Annotated in this window: 4 protein-coding genes; all 4 read left to right on the top strand. The window is 43.0% G+C overall.

Annotated elements, in window-relative coordinates; genetic code table 11:
- The first annotated feature begins 5 nt into the window (after positions 1-5).
- From JMN32_RS22815 to JMN32_RS22800, 4 genes are read left to right on the top strand one after another with little or no spacing between them, the layout of a single operon-like run.
- Complete coding sequence (locus JMN32_RS22815; protein ID WP_202858702.1) at positions 6-8,195, top strand: non-ribosomal peptide synthetase; 8,190 nt, start codon at positions 6-8, stop codon at positions 8,193-8,195.
- 50 nt (positions 8,196-8,245) lie between these two features.
- Positions 8,246-9,496, top strand: coding sequence for a carboxypeptidase-like regulatory domain-containing protein (locus JMN32_RS22810; protein ID WP_202858701.1), 1,251 nt, complete (start codon positions 8,246-8,248; stop codon positions 9,494-9,496).
- Positions 9,486-19,829 carry a non-ribosomal peptide synthetase gene (locus JMN32_RS22805; protein ID WP_202858700.1) on the top strand — a complete coding sequence of 3,448 codons (10,344 nt, stop codon included), beginning with the start codon at positions 9,486-9,488 and terminating at the stop codon, positions 19,827-19,829. Before JMN32_RS22810 ends, JMN32_RS22805 begins: the two co-directional genes overlap by 11 nt.
- Positions 19,826-21,370 (top strand): condensation domain-containing protein, encoded by a 1,545-nt coding sequence (locus tag JMN32_RS22800; RefSeq protein ID WP_202858699.1) that lies wholly within the window; start codon positions 19,826-19,828, stop codon positions 21,368-21,370. Before JMN32_RS22805 ends, JMN32_RS22800 begins: the two co-directional genes overlap by 4 nt.
- Positions 21,371-21,380 lie beyond the last annotated feature (10 nt).

Here is a 21,380-nt window from a genome sequence, read left to right as displayed (position 1 = left end):
ACAGGATGAATAAGCGAATCATTCATACCGTATTTGAGCAGGTTGCCTTAAAGTTTCCTTCCCATATTGCTATAGAGGAAGAAAACAGGCATATTGAGTATGCAGAACTTAATAAAAGGTCAAACCAGTTAGCTCACTTATTAAGAGAAACAGGAGCCGGTAAGGATCAGATTGTAGGGGTAATGCAGTTGCCCGGTATCTCTTTGGTTACCTCCCTATTGAGCGTATTCAAGTCAGGAGGGATATACCTGCCCATTTCATTGGAGGTATCATCAAAAAGGTTATCACAGATATTCGAACATAGTGCACCTCAAATACTGATTGTGCATCAGAATCAGCGAGAGCAGATTATTGAACTGATAACCTCCCTTAAACTGGATCTTTCAACGCTATTGATATTGAGCGATGATGATGTCGTTGAGTTACTGGAAGATAATTTAACCAAGTCCAGAAAAGAAAACTTACAGGATTACGCCAGCGATACACTTGAAATCGTTAACTCACCAGCTGACGGAAATTATATATTCTATACCTCAGGATCTACAGGAGATCCAAAGGCTATATTAGGTTGCCATGATAGCTTAAGTCATTTCATTCATTGGGAAATGAAGGAGTTTGGCATCTCCGAAGAAAGCAGAGTTTCGCAACTGACAGCCATATCCTTCGATGCATCCTTAAGAGATATATTCGTCCCTTTATGTGCCGGCGGTACACTATGCATCCCTGATGTCGAAACAAAAAACAACCTGGTCAAATTGATAGAGTGGATTGACCGTTCTAAAGTTACACTGATCCATACAGTCCCGTCCATGATGCGCGTGATTGTAGAGTCAGTAGCAAAGTCAGGGACTTCAGGTGAAAAATTTGCAGGGTTAAAGCATCTGCTCATGGCAGGAGAGATGCTTTATGGGCGAGATATACAAAATTGGCGTAAGGCCGTGGGAGAGCATGTGGAACTGGTCAATTTATATGGAGCGACAGAAACCACCATGATCAAAACGTTTCATCGCATAACCGATCTGCCTCCCAACCCTTCCGATATTATTCATGTAGGAAAGCCAATTGGCAATACAGCTGTTGCCGTTATCAACGATCGCCTTTGCGGTGTAGGTGAAATAGGGAAAGTCTATATTAAAACGCCATTTGTAACCAAAGGGTATTTCAATAACCCTGAATTGACCAAGCGGGTGTTTGTACAAAACCCATTGGTTAAAGACAAAGAAGACATTATTTACCATACAGGGGACCTTGGCCGGTACCTTGAAAATGGAAATATAGAAATCCTTGGCCGTCAGGATGATCAGGTTAAGATCAATGGTGTTAGAGTTGAGCCGGGCGAAATACAACACGCCATGTTATCACTAGAGGGGGTTCAGGAAGCCATTGTAATGCCTTATTCAGGCAATAACAATCTCATGGAACTCATTGGCTACTACACAGGTACAGCTTCTGAGAGTGATATTGAGTCCGGGTTGAGAAAAGCAGTGAACAAGGAATTGATGCCTTCCTATATATTCAAACTGGAAAGCATTCCACTGAATATTAACGGCAAAGTGGACAGGAAGGCTCTACCGAAGCCGGAAGACATGCTGATCTCAGAAGAAGACTACCAAGAGGCCTCAGGCGAGGTAGAGCTTAAGCTGGAAGAGATTTGGAAGACCTTATTTGGACTTAAAAGAATTGGGGCAAATACGTCTTTCTTTAAGATCGGAGGTAATTCATTAAAAGCCATTCAGCTGATATCCAGGATTTTTAAAGAGTTTGGAGTAATGATCCTGGTGAGAGATATATTTTCAGCACCCACCATCACCCAACTAGCTCAAAAAATAAATGAGGTAAAGGAGAAAGAAGACTTCAAAAGCATTCCACTGTTGCCGGCCTTGCCACATTATGAGCTGTCTCATGCACAAAAGCGGCTTTGGATTATGAGCCAGTACGAGCAATCCAGTACAGCCTTTAACATCCATAGTGCCTATGAAATAACTGGTGACCTGAACACAGAAATATTCCAACAGGTAATTAAGGATTTGGTGATCCGGCATGAAGTACTGCGGACCACATTTGTTACGGTGGATAATGAGCCAAAACAAAAAGTTAATGCCTTTGATGATCTTGAATTTAACTTCAATAATGAGGATGTAAGTGGAGAACCTGATGATAAAGTAAATGGATGGGTAAGGAAGGAAGCGGCTACCGTTTTTGATCTGGAGAAGGGGCCTTTGGCCAGGTTTACGCTTTTTGACAGAGGCGACCATTCTTTTATCTTTTCTTTCACCATACATCACATCATTAGCGATGCATGGTCGCTGCAACTGCTGATCAATGAAGCTTTTGAGCTTTACAATGCATACCTCAGTGGTGAGGAAAGCCCGTTGCCATCACTCAAGGTTCAATACAAAGACTTTGCACACTGGCAAAATGAACTGCTGGAAAACAACGTAAAAATTGATAAGCATAAAGCCTTCTGGCTGGAAAACCTTAGCGGCGATCTGCCGGTATTAGATCTTCCAACCGATTTTCCAAGGCCTGTTTATAAAACCTACAGCGGCGGTGTCGTTAAAAGCTTCATTGACGATGAACTGATGGACAAACTGGAAGCTCTTGCCAAGCAGCACAAAGCCAGTTTATTTATGGCTCTGCTAGGCATAACCAAAGTGATGTTCTATAAGTACTCAGGGCAAAAAGACATCATTATAGGTACGCCCGTGGCTGGTCGTGAGCACTCGGACCTGGATAATCAGGTGGGATTCTACATCAATAACATTGTGCTCAGGTCACAATTTGAAAATGAAGACAGTTTCAACTCGCTGCTCGAAAAACTAAAGACCACTACACTTAACGCATTTGACCATCAGCTATATCCGTTTGATCGCCTGGTTGAAGATTTAAATATCCCACGTGTTACCAGCAAGTCACCAATTTATGATGTAGCCCTGGTGCTGTTAAACCTGGATATTGAAAAGAAAGACAATGAAATGTCAGGGATTACGCTGGACACCTACGACAGCGGATTTCATCAGAGTGCCCTGGATATCAGAATGGTGTTTGAAAAGTCGGAGGGAGGATACTACATGATGTTTGAGTACAACTCAGACCTGTTCCGGGAAGAAACCATCCATCGTATGGTAGGGCATTTCAAACAATTGATTGCTGCGGCTCTGGAAGCTCCGTCAAAAGCTATTGGAACATTAAGCTACCTGGCTGATGATGAGGTTCAGGACCTCATGCATATAAAGAACAATACCAGTCGAGACTTTGAGGTTCCCGCCTGTATACATGCATTATTTGAAGCACAGGTACAGAAAACACCACAAGCTCAGGCTATAGTTTACAATGATCAGGTGCTGACCTACAGTGAAGTCAATGAAAAGGCTAACAGCCTGGCATTTCACCTGAGAAATGAACTCCGTATCAAACCAAATGATGTAGTAGCCTTAATGGCACCGGGGAATGAACTCGCTATAGTAGCCATACTGGCTATCATGAAAGCCGGAGCTGCTTATCTTCCGATCGATGCAGATTTGCCGGTACAGAGGAAAGCATACATCCTGGAAAATGCGGAGGTCAAGTTATTGCTGACTGAAATGGGTACACTCGATGAGGTGATGACAGTTTATCAAGGTGCTATTTTCGCCCTGGATATACAATGGTCAGACCTGGAAGCACACCCTGAAAACCTTCCGTCCGTTAATGAACCCACTGATGCGGCTTATGTCATCTATACTTCCGGATCTACCGGTGCACCCAAAGGTGTGGTCATTAAGCATGAAAGCCAGGTCAATATGTCCATGGCGCAGACGGAGATATTTAATATAAGTTCCGAAGATCAGGTGTTGCAGTTTGCCTCACTATCTTTCGATGCATCCATATCGGAGATTTTTATGGCTTTTTATGCAGGAGCCACCCTCGTACTGCATGACAAAGCCCTTCTCTATGACCAGCAGGGATTCATGCAATACCTTCAGGATAAAAAGGTGAGTGTTGTCACATTCCCACCGTCATTTCTGAGTACCCTTAACCTTGAAAAACTACATTTCCTCAGGGTATTGATTACAGCCGGAGAAGCTGCTAATGTTGCAGATTTAACCTATCTGAGTCAATTTGTTGACTGCTACAATGCGTACGGGCCTTCCGAATGCGCTGTTTGTGTTTCAACTTATAAGGTAAAACCAGAGGATAAAGACAGAACTACCATCCCTATTGGCCGTCCAATTGCCAACACCAGAGTTTATATTCTGGATGAAGACCTGCAACTGGTTCCCAAAGGTGTAGAAGGTACACTGTATGTTTCAGGCAAAGGATTGGCAAAGGCGTACCTCAACAATGAAGAGTTAACCTCAGCCAGCTTTGTAAACAACCCTTTTGAAGAGGGTGTTAAAATGTACTGCACCGGGGACAGGGTCAAATGGTCAGACGATGACGAACTGCTGTTTTTAGGGAGAACAGATACCCAGGTGAAAATAAATGGCCATAGAGTAGAGCTGGGTGAGATCGAATCCAGCCTCATTGGCCATGATAAAATAAAGGACGCTTTTGCAACTACTCATCAGAGCAAGGGTGGATTACCTTACCTGACGGCCTACTATATAGCTTCGGAAGAGCTTTCTAATACTGTTTTGAGAAACCATATGTCAGGCTACCTGCCTGATTACCTGATGCCCGCTTACTTTCTAGCAGTGGATAAGTTTCCATTGAATAACAGTGGAAAAGTAGATGCAGGCAAACTGCCACACCCTGAAAATGAGAGAAACGCACCGGTAGATCATGTCGCAGCTCAGAACGACATCCAAAAGGTGCTTGTTAGAAGTTGGGAGTCAATACTGGGAAGAGAAAACATAGGCATTCATGATAACTTCTTTGATCTGGGAGGGCATTCGCTCAAAGCGATACAGATCCTCGCAGAAGTAGCCGATATATTCAATGTTAAGCCTGATCTCGCCAGTTTTTTCAACGCCCCTAACATAGAAGCGCTGTCACGTCTCATCGAGTCATCAGAAGAAATTGAAGATGATCTGAAACCTGTAGAAGCACAGGAATTCTACGAGACCACCAATGCTCAAAGACGATTGTGGGTGCTTGAGCAAATGAATACAGACTTTGCAGCCTATAACCTCCCCTTAGCTTTTGCTATTGAAGGTAAGCTACAGGTAAACCATCTTGCCCAGGCTTTCGACGAGTTGATAGCCCGTCATGAGTCCTTGAGAACGACATTCCACATGCAGAGTGGCATACTAAAGCAAAGAATTGAAACCGGAATCGATTCTGCACTGGAATACACGGACCTTGGTAAGGAAGAAAATGCAGGGATAAGAAGCGAAGAAATAGCCTCGGAAATCTTCGGAATGAAGTTTGACCTTAGCCACGGGCCACTTATCAAAGTGCATGTGCTGCATTTGGGGAATGATAAATACGTGCTTGTATTCAACATGCATCATATCATTGGTGATGAGTGGTCTATGCCAATAATGGTTAAAGAACTCCTTCAGCTTTATCAAAATATAGCAGCAGGAGAAGAGACCCGACCCGAAGTGCTCAAAATACAATACAAGGACTTTGCAACCTGGCAAAATACACAATTGGAATCAGGTGCATGGGAGCAGCACAAGGCTTATTGGGTGAGCTTATTTGAAAAGCCAGCCAGCAAAGTTGATTTTGCAGTGACCACTCACCGACCGGAACTGAAGACATACAATGGCAACATAGCAAAATTGTCATTGGGCAGGCAGGTAAGCGAGCAGGTTATGGAGGTTTGTAAAACCAGGGAGGCCAGTTTGTTTATGACCTTATACAGCTCTCTATGTGCAATACTCCATAAATATACAGGACTGGAGGATATAGTGATAGGTACTCCGGCTACGCTTAGGTCTCGCCAGGAACTCCAAAACCAGATAGGTCTGTATCTAAACCTGTTACCCTTAAGACATCAAATAGATAGTCAGCAAAGCTTTGCCAAGTTGCTGGAAAATGCCAAACGCAATATCATTGAAGCCTTTGGTCATCAGGAATATCCTTTCGATCAGTTGGTAGAAGACCTGAATCTATCCAGAGACCTTGACCGGTCACCACTTTTTGATATCATGATGGTTTTACATGATAAGGAAAGCGAAGAGCAGGCTATTCCGAAGGTTGAAGGTATCTCCATTGATCAACTGCAAGAAGGAACGGATACCAGCAGGTATGATATGACCTTCCATTTCAGAGCTCAGGAAGATGATATCGAGGTGAGTCTTGAGTACAATACAGACCTTTTCCCTGAGGCATGGGTAACGCAGTTTCTTGCCCATTACCAACAGTTGATAACACAACTGCTTGCTGACCCGGAAAAACCGTTGGCTTCACAGGAATATCTGTCATCAGAGGATAAGCAACATCTGCTAACCGGACACAATGAAGTTCCGGTTGAGTACACAAATAAAGAAACTATAGTAAGTCTGTTTGAGAAGCAGGCAGAGGAAACACCAGATTCAATAGCCGTTCAGTTTGAAAATGTAAGCATAAGCTATGGTGAACTTAACCAGTTAAGCAACCAGGTAGCACATTATCTGAAAGATGAGATGGCTATAAGCAAAGACGATCTGGTTTGCCTCCTGATGGATCGATCAGAGAAGATGATCATAGCCCTGTTAGGTATTTTGAAGGCCGGAGGAGCTTATGTGCCCATAGCGCCGGACTATCCGGCTGCCAGGATCAGCTTTATTTTGGAAGATACTCAGGCAAAGTGTCTGATACTTGATGAAGGTCAGACCAGAGATCTGGAATTAGGAAATTGCAGGGCCATTACGCCAGGAAGCTGGGAGGCCATTTCTAAATACCCCACAAACAACCTTTCGAAAGGTCCTTCATCTACTGACCTGGCCTATGTCATTTATACCTCAGGTTCCACTGGGCAGCCTAAAGGTGTAATGATTGAGCACCGCGGTGCGGTAAACAGGCTGGAGTGGATGTGGCAGCAGTATGATTTCTCAGAAAAAGATGTAATCCTTCAAAAGACGAACTACGTTTTTGATGTATCTGTATGGGAACTATTCATGCCTCTCATGTATGGCGCAAGGCAGGTTTTATGCCGTCAGGAGGTAATCTATGACGTTCGGCAGCTGGTGAGCTGCATAGCTGATCATGGGGTTACCACGGTACACTTTGTGCCAGGCATGTTACAGATCTTCCTTCAAGGTCTGGACGATGAAATGGCAAACAGCCTGAGTGCCCTGAAACGCGTAATTTGTAGCGGAGAAGCATTATCAGCAGCGGTTGCGGGCAAGTTTCATAACAAGCTGTCTGCAGATCTCTACAACCTGTATGGACCTACAGAAGCCAGTATAGATGTGAGTCACTATCACATACAACATGGCGATCAAATTATACCTATCGGTAAGCCCATTGCCAATACGCAACTATTCATTGTTGATGATCATATGCAATTGCAGCCCGAAGGCGTTTTAGGTGAGATCGCCATTGGAGGTATCGGACTGGCCAGAGGCTATTGGAATAGGGAAGACCTGACCCGTGAAAGGTTTGTTACCGCAGATTTTGGAGCAGATGCTCCACAGCGTGTATACCTTACTGGTGACATTGGCCATTGGATGACAGATGGAAATATCGTTTATCATGGCAGGAGAGATAATCAGGTAAAGATACACGGTCAGCGTATAGAACTGGGAGAGATAGAAAACGTGCTCTTACAGCATGAATCTATAAAAACTGCCGCTGTTACCATTTTAAAAACAGAAGGAAACTTTAAGATTGCGGCTTATTACACCAGTGAAACAGAACTGGAGTCCGGTGCACTTAAAGCCTTTTTGCAGCAGCATTTGCCTGCTTATATGCTCCCAACCTTTTATATGAGGTTGGAAAACTTACCCTTGACCACCAATGGGAAAATTGATCAGAAGGCATTGCCTCAGCCTACAAGTAACCATTTGGTAGTGATCAGTCATTATCGAGCTCCGCAAAACGCATTGCAAGAGAGAATGGTAGAGCTCTGGCAGGCTTTATTGGGAGATATAAGTGTAGGGATAGACGATAACTTTTTCGATCTCGGAGGAAGTTCTTTGAAGATCATCATGCTGCATGAAAGGTTGAAAGAAGAGTATCCGGATATCGAAGTCATGGACCTGTTTAAATATCCGTCAATAGGTGAATTAAGCCACTTTTTAGAAGGCGCCAATATGATGGAAATTACAGGATTTGAAGTATAGTGATAGGAGATAAAAAGCAAACTGTTTAAGAACCTAAAATTTTTATTTGAATGATGAATATTGTCCGTAAAGGAATGTTGTTGGCTTTTCTTTTCATAAGTCATGTATCAATGTCTCAGGAGTCCTTTCTGATCGAAGGGGAGATCTTAGACAACGAAACAGGAGAGCCTGTTATTAGCGCACATGTAGGGGTAAAAGATGGTTTTATAGGGACAATTTCAAACCTGGATGGCAAGTTTGTTCTTAAGTTGCCCCTGGCTTATAAAGAAGATACACTACGCATATCACACGTAGGATATCAACAGTATAAAACACCGATAGCCACGGTCAAAGGTGATCAGGTACAGGTTCGTTTAGAGCCATCAGCAACCATGCTTAAGGAAGTAAAAGTTACTCCGCTTAAGCCTACGGAAATTATTCTTGAAGCAGTAAAGAAAATACCTGCTAACTACCCTAAAAATGCCTCGATGATGAAAGCCTTCTATAGGGAAACCATAAGAGATGAGCGTGAGCTTATATCTTTGGCGGAAGGCATCATTGATATCTATAAGTCTCCATACGGTCCCCCTGAGCAGGATCAAATGAAATTGGTAAAAGGAAGAAAGGCTCAAGATCCCGTCAAGATCAAAATACTGGATAACCTGACCATTTCCGGAGGGCTGCAAGTGGATTTTGTAAAGCATGGCATCTCGTTTCTGTACGAGCAGTATTTCAAATACTTCAACTATGAACTCATGGAGATTGTATCTGATGGCGAAGACCGGTTTTATGTCATTCAATTTGACCCGAAAAGACGTAAGAAAGGCAGAGCACAGCTCAAAGGGAAAATATTTATTGAAGTGGAATCTATGGCCTTTAAAGCTGTAGAGTACGAGTTGGTATCCGAAGCGATCAGTAAAGTAGACAAAAAGAGCTCGAATGAAAAAGCTGATATGAAAAAGACGGGGGTGGATGTGGAGACCTTGAACTCAAAGACTTTTGTTGGATACAAGAAAATGGGAGATAAGTGGTACCTGCACAGGGCACACTCTACTTACACAGTTCATGTAACGAGGCAAAAAGAAAATATGGAGGGAGATGTCACCTATCAGTCCAATCTGATCATCACCGCCATAGATAATGATAACCCAACCAGATTCCCTAAAGATCAGGTTCTGGTTACTTATGGTAAAGACTTCGGAGAGCAAATGGATAAGGTATACGTTGAAGACGCGTGGAATAATGATAACTACCTGAAGCTGGAAGAAGGAGCAGAGAAAGAAATTGCAGATTTCCTTAGAAAGCACGGAAATGGAAAATAACAAAAATGCGGTTGCAATCATTGGTATGAGCGGGGTATTCCCTGAAGCTCCTACCATAGGTGCATTTTATCAAAATTTAAAGTCGGGACGTGACAGTGTCAGAGAGCTTAGCCAAAGCCGGATGATACATTCACATATCAATCCTCATGGTCATTATCTGGTTACAGCCCACATGGACAGGGTAGACCTTTTTGATCATAAATTCTTTGATCTTTCCAAGAAGGAGGCGGACCTGATGGATCCGGAACAGCGCCTGTCACTGGAGCTGGCCTGCCAGGCGATAGAGCATGCAGGGTATAGCCTCAAGAGCATGGAAGGGGCCGACACCGGAGTATTTCTGGGCAGCAGACCCTCTTCAGACTATGGCTCACTGATCGAGGATTTTGATGCCGTGGCTATGACCGGAAACCTGAGTGCCATTACAGCCGGCCGTATATCCTATTATTTGAATTTAACAGGCCCGGCTATGATGATCGATACTACATGCTCATCATCATTAGTAGCGGTGCATGAGGCCTGTCAGAAACTGATTAGCGGAGATATTTCAAGTGCATTGGCCGGAGGTGTTTTTGTTATTATCTCATTCCCCGAATTGGGCAATAACATTAGCCAGGTAGGGATTCTTTCACCAGATGGCAGAAGTAAAACTTTTGATGCTGATGCTAATGGCACCGGAGGAGGAGAAGGAGGAGGCATGCTCTTTATGAAACGGTTGGACAAGGCATTGGAAGATGGAGATACCATCCATGCCGTGATCAGAGGAGGAGCGATCAATCATGATGGAAAAAGGTCAACCGGCTTAACCGCACCTAGCCCGGTGGCACAATCGGAGGTACTCATAAAGGCCTGGAAAAATGCCTCAGTCGCACCTGAGTCAGTAGCCTATATAGAAGCTCATGGTACAGGTACAAAATTAGGTGACCCTATAGAATTCCAGGGAATTAGCGATGCGTTCAAAGCATATACCAGTAAGAAGCAGTTTTGCGCGGTAAGTTCAGTGAAGACAAATATTGGCCACCTCAACAACGCCGCCGGTATGGCTGGGGTGATCAAATGTATACTTTCATTAAAGCATGGTGAACTATTTCCATCCTTACATTTTAACAAGCCAAACCCTTACTTAAACTTTGACAGTTCGGCAGCCTATGTAAACAAGGAATTAAAAGACTGGAAATCAGAAGGCAGCCCCCTAAGGTGTGGAGTAAGCTCTTTTGGACTGAGCGGTACCAATGCACACCTCGTGCTGGAGCAAAGCCCTCAACTAAAAAGTAAGCAGGAAAATATAGCTAATCCTGCAAACATCCTGAAGATTTCGGCAAAGACACCAACTGCCTGTCTTGAATATTTAACCAGAATTAAAAAGCACCTGGCAACGTCCGAAGACACTTTGCACGATACCGTTGCCACCCTTAATAGCGGAAGGGATGATCATGCCTACAGGCTGGCATTTGCAGCTGCTGATAAAAAGCATTTAATAGATCAATTGGCTGAATTTGAGAACCAAAATGCAAAAAGTGATATTGCAACCAGCAAGGTAACTATTAAAAATCTGGTACTCTTATTTTCTAACTCCCAAGTAGAGAAAAGTACGATTGAGCGGTTGTCAGACCAACATACCGTTTTCAAAAACAGCCTTGAAGAACTGAACAAGAAGATTTTTCAATATGCTGATTCGAAAGACTTGCAGTTGTTTGCATATCAATACGGACTATTTCATTTGCTAAAGGCTACCGGGATATCCGCTAATACCATAATAGGTACCGGAATAGGAAAAGTGACCAAGCAGGTGATTGTTGACGGGCTGTCTGTCGATGATGCGATCAAAATTATTTTGAGCAATGACCTGTCGGCACATCCTTTAGATGAAAACAAATACCTGCAAGCCGTGAAGTCAATGGTTAACTCACAACAGGTTGTTTTCCTAGAGGTCGGAAGCGAAGGGATCTTGTCGGATAAACTATACCAATGGCAGGAAAATATACCGCAGATTACAGTACACAGGCTGATTGAAAGCACGAAAAAGCTGTCATTTTATAAGAAAGTTGCAGCCCTTTATCAAGAAGGTGTGAACGTAAACTGGACAGAGGCATATCCAAACAACAGTTATCAGAAAGTTGAAGTGCCTACCTATCCATTTGATAAGGTGAGCTGTTGGGTGAAACCAGCGCTCCCTCAGCAAAGCAAGCCGGCTGATATACAGGATTGGTTCTATCAACTGGAATGGGTAGAAAACAAGCTCCCGGAAAACCCTGTACAATACAAGGGACAAACGTTCCTGCTTATGATGGACAGCCTGGGTTTTGGAGATGCATTGAACCGCCAGTTATCTACCAACAACACTTGTATTCAAGTTAGTGCAGGGAGCAAATTCCAGAAACTGGCGCAAAACGAATATACCATTGACCCTAGTCAGGAAACGGACTATGAACTTCTTTATAAGTCTGTTCGTGAAGACTACGAAGACCTGGACGGTATATTTGATTTTACTTACTATAAAGCACAGACACCACTTACTGACGAAACCATAGAATATCAGCTTCAAAATGGAGTGTATTCTAGCTTCTTCCTTTTGAAGGCTTTTAGTCAGTACTTTAAAAATAACTTCCTGCTGTCGATAATTACTTCCGGCGCCTATAGCCTGAAAGCCAATGAGAGTGTATTGCCAACTCAGAGTATTGCAGCAGCTATTTTGAAAGGTGTGATGGCCGAGTATCCCATGATAGATGCTCATCACATTGATTTTGAGAAAATATCAGAAGACCAACTGGAAAATAATACATTCTGCATCCTTAATGAAATTGGGGCAGGTAACGGTATCAGGTTTGTAACTTATCGCAATGCAGTAAGATACGTACAGAAGTTAAGAAATCTGCCTGAAGTACGAGAATCACATCATGTTTCCTGGAAAAATAAAGGCACTTACCTGATCACTGGTGGCGCAAGAGGAATAGGATTTGAAGTATCTAAAATGCTGGCCTCACAATATAAAGCCAGTAAACTGATTCTGTTGGGCCGTACTATACTTTCCAGTGGGAAGGAGCACAACCCTGCTGATGAGAAGGCCCTTGAAATACTAAGAAATATCCAGTCTCTGGAAAAACTTGGAACATCAGTCAGCTATCATGCCGTAGACATAAGTGACTTTGAGCAGTTACAGAAAGTATTTGAAACATTATCTGGTGCTGTAGAGAGAATCGATGGCATTATACATGCCGCGGGTGTTCCTGGTAATTGGGAGCCATTAAAAGATAAAAAGGTAGAAGATTTTAAATCTACCATTTCACCCAAGATACAGGGTACCATCAACCTGGATCAGCTATGTGAGCCGTTTCAGCCAGATTTCTTCATAGCCTTTTCATCTTTAAATGCAGTAGTTGCCCAGAAAAACAGCGCTGATTATGCTGTAGCCAATGCCTTTTTAGATGCCTATGCAGCCTATGAAGGAAGGAAAAACCGAAAATTCATTTCCATAAACTGGCCCGGTTGGTATGAGACCGGAATGTCATTGAAAAATGGTGCATTACCCGTTGGGGATCAGCCGGTCAAACCTATCAGCAATAAGGATGGGATAGAGGCATTGAACCTCGCACTGGAGTTAGATACTTCTAATGTACTCATTGGAAATGTTAACCTGAAGCTTTTCAGGATTAACCCATTCTTCCAGGTTCAGGAAATCGAATCAGTAGCTGCTGAGGCAGAGACCATCAGCAGTAAAAACACCAATATAGATGAATCACTCACTCCGGTTCAGGCAAAAATTAAGAACATCTGGAGAGCTGTTTTAAATGAAGACAATTTTACCATAGAGGAAGACTTCTTTGAAATAGGAGGACACTCGCTCAATGGCATGCAGGTGATCAACAGGGTTCATGAAGAGTTTAATGTAGAGCTGGAAATTGAGAATCTTTTCGAATTTGCAACAATAAAGGATCTTGCGACATTCGTTGAAGAAAAACTGGAGTCAGGTACGGTCAATGCTTTTGAAGCCATATCCGCAGTAGCAGAGAGTGACCATTATGAACTGACGCATGCCCAAAAAAGGTTGTGGGTACTGAACCAGCTTGAAAAGAATAGCAATACCTATAACATGCCACTCGCATTCGCTCTTGAAGGGCTTGATGAACAGGTTTTTGAAAAAGCCCTGTACAAGCTGGTGGAGCGGCATGAAAGCTTCAGGACGGCCTTTGTTGTTGTTAATGGAGAGCCCAGACAGAAAATCATTCCTTTTCAGGACCATGCTTTTAAGATTGCCTACCAAGATGCATATAACATCTCGGAAGAGGAATTACAGCAACAGGTTGACCAGGAATCGTCTATACCCTTTGATTTGGAAAAAGGGAAATTATTGAGGACCAAGCTGTTCAGGACAGGAGACAGTAAGCATATCCTTGTTTTTACTGTTCACCACATTATATCAGACGGATGGTCCATGCGATTGATAGTCAATGAACTTGCCGGCTTGTATAATGCCTTCCTCAACGGTCAGGCAGATCCGCTACCCGAATTGAAAATTCAGTATAAGGATTTTGCCAGTTGGCAAAATGAGCAACTGAGTGATGAAAACATACTGGAGACGAGAACATACTGGTTAGATCAGTTTAAAGGAGATATACCGAAGCTCGATTTACCGACAGACTATCCTCGTCCGGCTGTCCGGTCTTTTGACGGTGATATGCATACCGTTGTTATTCCTCAGGCTATTGTAGATCAATTAAACAAGTTCAATATCCGACAGGGCACGAGTTTGTATATGAATTTGCTGGCCGTGCTTTACATCCTACTTAATCGCTATACCGGGCAAAAAGATATAGTGGTAGGCTCACCGATCCTGGGCAGACCTCATAAAGATCTGGAAGGAATTGTCGGCTTCTTTTTAAATAACCTGTCCTTACGGATACAGCTGGAATCAGACGAAACCTTTACTTCACTTCTTAAGAAAGTGAAGAACCTTACACTGAATGCCTATGAGCATCAAAACTACCCTTTCGACAGGCTGGTTGATGATCTTAACATGCAGGTAGACCGCAGTCGCCATCCGCTTTTTGATGTAGTACTGACTGAAAATGTTGAGTTGAGTGGGGGGGAGGAAGTTAAAATGTCCGGTGTCACTACAGACCTGTTCAATACCGGATTCAGATCAAATATGGTGGATCTGAGGATTATCTTCTCAAAAGTTAAAGATGGTTTGGCGCTTAGCTTTGACTACAACAAGAAGTTGTTTGCAACAGAGCGTATAGAGCAGATGGCAGCCCATTTTGAAGGCGTACTCAATGCAGTGGTCCACAATGAAAATACTTCCATTGCCCGTTTAGACTACTTGTCTGAAGAAGAGAAAACCGTGCTTCTTAACGGTCAGGAATATAAAAATATTGATTACCCGACTGATAAGACCCTTTATCAGCTATTTGAAGCGCAGGTACAAAAAATGCCTGATCAGGTAGCCGTAGTAAGTACAGAGAAAACACTGACCTATGATGAACTGAACCAAAGTGCTAACCAGCTTGCCCACTTTCTGAGGCAGAGCTATGATGTAAAGAAAGATCAGGTTATTGGCCTGATGTTGGAGCGGTCAGAATATGTCTCCATAGGGATGTTGGGTATTTTGAAATCAGGAGCAGCATTCTTGCCGATAGACCCATCACTACCAGCAGCAAGAAAAGAGCTGTTACTTTCACAAGCAGGGGTAGAGGTGTTACTCATAGATTCTGAAAACATGCTGGAGCTGGAAGGCTACCAGGGAGAATTGGTGGCGTTGGATATCCAGTTGGCCATGCTGGACACGCCAACCACCAACCTCGAAAATATCGGTGCGGCATCTACCGACCTCGCCTATGTAATTTATACATCAGGCTCCAGTGGAGTGCCCAAAGGTGTTTTGATCGAACATAGAAGTATTGTCAACATTGTGTTGGACCATATAGATCAGCTAAGTATTACTCCCAAAGACAGGGTCTTACAGTTCGCTTCCATATCTTTTGATGTATCGGTTTGCGAATCGTTTATGGCTTTGTTAGCAGGAGCAGCCATAGTGCTACCTACCGGGAAAATGATCAATGAACACACGATACTTCTGGATTATATGGATCAAAAGGAGGTTACCATTGGCGTATTTACCGCTTCCTTTTATCATGCACTTGATCTGGAAAGACTTAAAAAATTAAGAGCCTTCATTATAGGAGGAGAAGCCCCGGATCCATCAAAAATTATATATAGCAGCGAGTACAGCACAATGCTCAATGCTTATGGCCCTACAGAGTGTGCAGTTTGTATTACCACACATAAGGTAAATGACAAGGATAAGAAGAAGGTAAGTATTCCTATAGGCAAGCCTATCGCCAACACTAAAATACTGGTGCTGGATAAAAACATGCAGCTGGTGCCTAATGGCATCAAGGGAGAGATATATGCCGCTGGGGCAGGCTTGGCCAGAGGTTACCTGAATGATGCCAAACAGACAGATGAGAAATTTATCAAAAACCCTTTTGATGAAGCAGAGCGGCTTTACAAGACAGGAGATGAAGGTAGCTGGTCATTCGATAAAGAACTTCGAATATTCGGGCGTTCCGACCAGCAGGTCAAAGTAAGGGGACACCGGATTGAACTTGGTGAAATTGAAAAAGCCCTGTCCACCTACCCGGAGATTAATAGTGTAGGGGTACTGGTTAAGCAAGAAGGTTCAGACAATCAATTGATAGGCTTTTATTCCGCAGAAAATGCATTGAAAGTAGATCAGATAAAGACATTCTTGTCAGCAAGGCTACCTTATTACATGGTACCTGGTCAGTTGATCCATGTTGCCGAGATCCCATTGACAACTAATGGAAAAGTTGATGCCAGGAAGCTTCTTGAATTAAGCAATCAATATGGGGCAGAGAGTGAGTATGTAGCTCCTGAAAGTGAAACCCAGAAAAAACTGGTTGACATTTGGGAAGAGGTGCTTGGACGTAAGGAAATAGGTATAGAAGATAACTTTTTTGAATTGGGCGGGCACTCTCTGAAGGCTACTCAGCTCATTTCCAGAATTATAGAAAAGCTTAATGTTAACATAGAGGTAGTAGATATATTCACTTACCCTACCGTTAGAGAACTGGCTAATATAGTGGATAACTTATCGGCTACAGATTTTTCTAAAATTAGCCAGGTTGAGCCTCAGGAATATTATGAAGTGTCCCATGCCCAAAAAAGGCTATGGATACTTAGCCAGTTTGAAGAAAATGCCACGGCATACAATCTTCCGGTAACCTATAAATTCAAGGGTAAGCTTGAAGGCGAAGCACTTGCCGAAGCCTTTAATGATATATTGCAAAGGCATGAAATACTGAGAACAACTTTTGTATTGGTGGATGAGCAACCCATGCAAAAAGTTCATGAGGTAGAGTCATTCAACTTTAAGCTGGATATCTCAGACCTTAAAGATGCTGAAAACCCAGAAAAAGAACTCAATGATTTAGTCAGAGAAGACCTTACCACAGTCTTTGATTTGGAAAAAGGACCGCTCTTCAAAGCCCGGCTATTTCAAGCAGAGGAAGAATGCTTCTACTTGACCATTACTGTTCATCATATTATTGCAGACGCTTGGTCATTGGCCTTACTCATTAACGAGATAGCCATTTTCTATAATGCCAGGGTATCAGGGCAGCCGCATGATATGCCGGCGTTGCCCATACAGTACAAGGATTATGCGGCATGGCAGAATCAGCAATTTGTGGACACCGGGATGGAGTCAGACAGACAATACTGGCATCAGCAGTTTGAGGGAGAGCTACCCGTGTTGGAACTACCCACGGATTTTGCAAGGCCAGCACAACAGACCTATGATGGTAGTCATGTAAAGCATGTTTTGGAGGCAGAGATAAGCGAGGGCCTAAGAAAGTTGAGCAAAAATAGCAACGCCAGCCTGTTCATCATCCTGCTTTCCGCCTTTAAGGCTTTATGCCACAGATATACGGGTGATAGCGATATCATTGTAGGAACACCTATTGCCGGAAGAAACCATGCAGACCTGGAAAGTCAGGTGGGCTTCTACGTGAATACACTTGCTATACGCACACAGTTTGAGAGCGGATATACTTTTGAGCAGTTGCTGGAGGCCGTAAAGAAAAATGTATTAGATTCTCAGAAGCACCAGCTCTACCCCTTTGATAAGTTAGTAGAGGAACTGGATCTGGATCGGGATACCAGCAGAAGCCCGCTTTTTAATGTCATGCTGGACATGCATGTGGACGATAGCTCAGAGGTATCGATCAATTTGGAAGGAGTCAGTGCCGAGCAGGTAGAACCGGATTTTGAGATCAGCAAATTTGATTTGTCGTTCACTTTTGTAGATACTAACGACCGCATAATAGTTGGTGCTGAATACAATACCAACCTGTTCAGAGCAGAGAGCATTACCAGATTATTACAGCATTATAATCTACTGTTGCAATCCATTTTGGATGACAGTCACACAGCACTTAATGAGCTGAACTATATTACACCGGCTGAAAGCGAACAACTTGAGCAGTTTAGTCAATGCGTAAGTGTTGATTATGATGGATCGAAGACACTGCAGCAACTTTTTGAAGAGCGAGTGAAGGCTAACCCTGAGAAAACAGCGCTGATCTTTGAGGGGCTTGAAATGACCTATGAAAGCCTGAACGAAAAGGCCAACAGGTTTGCCGAATACCTGAATCAGCATCATCAGATCCAGGCCAATCAGCTGGTGGGTATTCTTCTCAATCGTTCTGAGAATTTGCTGGTCGCCATACTGGGTATATTAAAAGCAGGGGCAGCCTATCTGCCTATTGATCCTCAGAACCCGGAACAGCGGATCATTGATATTTGTAATGACAGCAAAATGCCTTTACTCATAACCAGTAAAGACTTTGGCCAGTCCACAGCTTCATTGAATACTAACGTAGTCTATATCGATGAAGAAATGGAAACGATCAGCAGCTATGCAGGAGTTACTACCAATACAAGCAGCGCAAGTGATCTGGCGTATTGCATCTATACTTCAGGGTCTACAGGCAGGCCAAAAGGTATTACTATTCAACATCAAAGTATAGTCAATTATATTCAATGGGCTAACAGATATTATTTTGATGATCAGTCTGGGTATAACTTCCCATTGATCACCCCTGTATCCTTTGACCTGACCCTTACGAGCATGTTCTCTACCTTGCTGAGAGGCGACAGTTTGGTCATTTATAAAGAAGCTAACATCGCTGATATCCTTATGGAAGCATGCGCTGATGACAGGATAGGCGCAATTAAACTCACGCCGTCGCACATAGAATTGATGGAAGGGTTAGGCATTCAGGAGACTCAAATCAAATGTGCCATTGTAGGAGGTGAGGCCCTGACTTCGAGCCAGGTAAATATCCTGTTGGAGCTTAATCCCGGTATGAAGGTGTATAATGAATACGGTCCTACAGAAACAACTGTTGGCTGTACCGTGAAAAGGCTGGCCCAGGATGAACCCATTACAATCGGTAAGCCGATAGATAATGTCAGTGCTTATATTTTTGATCAAAACCTGAATGCAACGCCCGTAGGCGTTAATGGGGAACTGTACATTGGTGGAGATGGTTTGGCGGCAGGTTACCTGAATCAACCCGCGCTTACTGCGGAGAAATTCATTCGCAACCCTAAGAACAAAGAAGAATTACTCTATCATACCGGTGATATTGCGCACTGGACTGCAACGGGTGAAATAAGTTTTATAGGTCGTGTAGATACACAACTTAAAATAAGAGGACACCGAATAGAGCCAGGGGAGATCGAACAAGCCTTGTTGCAATTAAAAGAAGTCGAACAGGCGGTGGTTAGTGTGAATAAGGATAATCAACAAGACAGTCATCTGGCAGCTTTTATCAGGATCGAACCGGATACAACGTTTGACCCCGATCGTTACAGGACTTACCTGAGCAGTAAATTGCCTGCCTATATGGTGCCGTCATTTTACGTTCACCTGGAAGAAATACCTTTGACCAGCAACGGTAAAGTTGACTACAAAGCCCTGCACTACCTTGACCATATCGGTGAGGATGCATCGGAGAAAGCCGAACCGGTTACAGAGATCCAGACAGAGCTGGTCGAGATATGGAAAGAGGTCCTTGGGTTGGATAGCGTAGGTATATACGATAACTTTTTTCATATCGGAGGCCATTCATTGAAAGCTATTCAGGCAACTACCCGGATAAGTGATAAGCTGGACATGAAACTTAGCCTGAGTATCATATTCCGAATGCCTACTGTTGCAGCGTTGGCTCAGGAGATCGAGGCTATGCGTTGGATACAGGATGACCAGGAAACAGAACTTGAATCACATTATGAGGAGGTGGAGTTATGAGTGTACTTGAGTTGATTTTAGAGCTAAAAAATGCTAACCTCAAAATTAGAGTTGGTGAGAACAACAAACTAAAGATATTTGCTCCCCATGGTAAAATATCCGATGAGCTTAAGAAGAAAATAAGCGAGCGTAAAGAAGAGCTGGTCAAATATCTTAATGAAACTTATTACGGAACAGTAAAGGAAGCTCATAATATTAGAAAAGCACCCTCACTGCCATACTATGAAGTATCTCACGCCCAAAAAAGGTTGTGGATCATTGATCAGTTCGAGAAGGAAGAAAGGGCATTGAACTTTGTGCCCAATGCACATACCATCAAAGGCCACCTGGACATAGAGGCTTTTTCAAAGGCCTGGGATACTTTGGCCGAGAGACACGAAGTGCTCAGAACGATATTTCTGAATATCGACGGAACACCCATGCAAAAAGTGCTGCCGTCGCTACCCGGACCTTTGGTTGAGTATATTGATCTGAGCAACACTGACGATGCTGATGATCGTGCAGAAGCATTGTCGGAGGAAGAAAACAATACACCTTTTGATCTGGAAAAAGGACCATTGATCAGAGTGAAATTGATCAAGGTGAGAGAAGAGGAATACCTGCTTTTATTTACACTGCATCACATCATTGCCGATGGCTGGTCTAATATGGTCCTTCAAAATGAACTGGTTACACTTTATGATGCCTACTCCAAAAAAGAAGATAACCCCTTCGAACCTTTGAAAATCCAATACAAGGATTTTGTGTACTGGCAGAAGGAGAAACGCCTGGCGAGTGAGGAAAAGTACTGGTTAGATAAACTTGCAGGTGATCTTAATTTTATTGAATTACCCTATGACTACGATATGGAAGAAGAGAGCTATCATGGCAAAAGTATCTTCCACACCATAGATGAGGAAACCACAGCTCAGTTGAAAAAGATTGCATCACAGGCCAATCGCTCCTTGTCTCATCTTGTATTTACAGTTTTCAATGTTTTCCTTCATGAGATCAGCGACCAGGAAGACCTGCTGGTAGGTATGGCAGTAGCTAACAGAAATCATCTGGAACTTGAAAAACTTATCGGTTTCTTTATCAATACACTGGTTATAAAAAGCACCATTACTGATGAAATGGACTTTAAGGAAATATTCGATCACGTTTCAGCTAATTTGATCGAGGCACACGAGCATCAGGATTACCCCTTTGATTTGCTCGTGGAGAAATTAAACCCTGAAAGAGTTTCTAAAAAGCAACCTCTTTTTAATGTGATGTACTCTTACCAGAGCTTCAATGATGTTAATCTCAACCTTGATCGTAATAAGAAAAATGTATTGAGTTTAACCGATATCATTGATGATCACGCTTTGGCAACCGAAGCTACGCACCAGGCAGTGAATAAAGCCTATTTTGATCTGACCAATAGGGTAGTAGATCAGGGAGAAACGATATTACTCGAGTTAGAATATAACGCGGACCTGTTTGAGCAGGAAACGATCGAAAGCCTTTTCGAGATTTATGAGGATGCTTTTATTACCGCAGCTCAATTAGATAACAATTAAGTAAGCACAT

This window comes from Fulvivirga marina, assembly GCF_016775155.1.
Classification (GTDB): domain Bacteria; phylum Bacteroidota; class Bacteroidia; order Cytophagales; family Cyclobacteriaceae; genus Fulvivirga; species Fulvivirga marina.
The sequence above is the reverse complement of the archived record's forward strand: the minus strand, read 5'-3'. Positions and strand labels throughout refer to the sequence as shown.